This is a genomic window from Kitasatospora sp. NPDC086801 (assembly GCF_044745805.1).
In the GTDB taxonomy this organism is placed as follows: domain Bacteria; phylum Actinomycetota; class Actinomycetes; order Streptomycetales; family Streptomycetaceae; genus Kitasatospora.
Genome location: NZ_JBIVAX010000115.1, coordinates 1 through 1,155, shown reverse-complemented (window position 1 = coordinate 1,155; position 1,155 = coordinate 1). Strand labels below are relative to the sequence as shown.

2 protein-coding genes are annotated in these 1,155 nt (G+C 66.9%); one reads left to right on the top strand and one right to left on the bottom strand.

Features of this window, described 5'->3' with window-relative positions:
* Window positions 1–518, bottom strand: a 518-nt coding sequence (locus ACIPLC_RS38240; RefSeq protein ID WP_400477673.1) for a hypothetical protein, incomplete at its 3' end; no start/stop codon positions are given.
* A gap of 146 nt (window positions 519–664) precedes the next feature.
* On the opposite strand from ACIPLC_RS38240, the gene ACIPLC_RS38235 reads away from it, so the two are divergent.
* The coding region (locus ACIPLC_RS38235; protein ID WP_400477674.1) for an IS701 family transposase at window positions 665–1,155 on the top strand (491 nt) is incomplete at its 3' end.

Below are 1,155 nucleotides of genomic sequence, written 5' to 3'. Positions count from 1 at the left end.
CAGCTGCCGTGTGGCCGGTTCCGGTCCTGCTCCAGCATCGTCGCGTCGAACTGGGCTTTGCTGGTCACTGCTCGTGGTTCAGGCACGAGCGTGGTCGCCGTCGATCGCCACGGGACAGCCGAGGCCCAGCCGACCAGAGGCATAGTCTCGTCGTAGTGCGAAGCGAACTGCGCGATGGTGATGGTGGGCATCTGGTAGTTCAGGCCGCGGACGTGTTCGAGGAACGTCTCGGGCAGCGAGACGTGGTGCGTTTCCAGGTAGTGCGGGAAGTCCTGGCGCCACAACCAGGTACCGTCGGTCACCAGGGATGAGCATCCCGGAGAGTGCCGGTGGGCGTTGCCGGTGATGACGTCGTGTCCGGCTTCCATGACGTCGATCAGGACGTGGCCGGCGTCCAGGTAGGCCACCAGGTCCATCTCATCCGGCTCGCCGACGGGCTGGACGGCATCGCGTATCGATCCGTTCGGCTGGCCGGAGCGGTTGTCCAGTTCGTCGTAGAAGCCCAGCAATCCCAGCACTGCGTCTCCTTCGACGAGCCTTCCATCCGCTGGCACTGGCAGGTGCGGCCACCGTTGATCATCGGTGTGTGAAGACAAACGATCACGCGGTGGCCGCAGGTCACAGCGTAGACGCTGCCCGCTGGCAGGAAGCGTTCGAGGGCCTGATGGACCGCATCGCGGGCAGGTTCGCCCGGGTCGAGCCCCGCCGGCGAATACGGCACCTGGTGCTGGGACTGCTCGCGGACCTGCCGCGGAAGAACTGCTGGACCATCGCCGAATGGGCCGGGGAGGCGACTCCGGATGCCATGCAGCACCTGCTGAGCCGCGCCAAGTGGGACGCCGACGCCATCCGCGACGACCTGCGCGACTACGTGGTCGAGCACCTGCAGGACGACCAGGCGGTGCTCGTGGTCGACGAGACCGGCGACGTGAAGAAGGGCGTGCACACCGTCGGCGTCCAGCGCCAATACACCGGCACGGCAGGCAGAATCGAAAACTCCCAAGTCGCCGTCTACCTCGCCTACGCAGGCCAGCACGGACACGCTGCACTGGACCGGGAGCTGTACATCCCGCGCTCGTGGACCGACCAGCCCGACCGCTGCCAGGCCGCCGGACTCGACCCGGACACCGAGTTCGCCACCAAGCCCGAACTGGC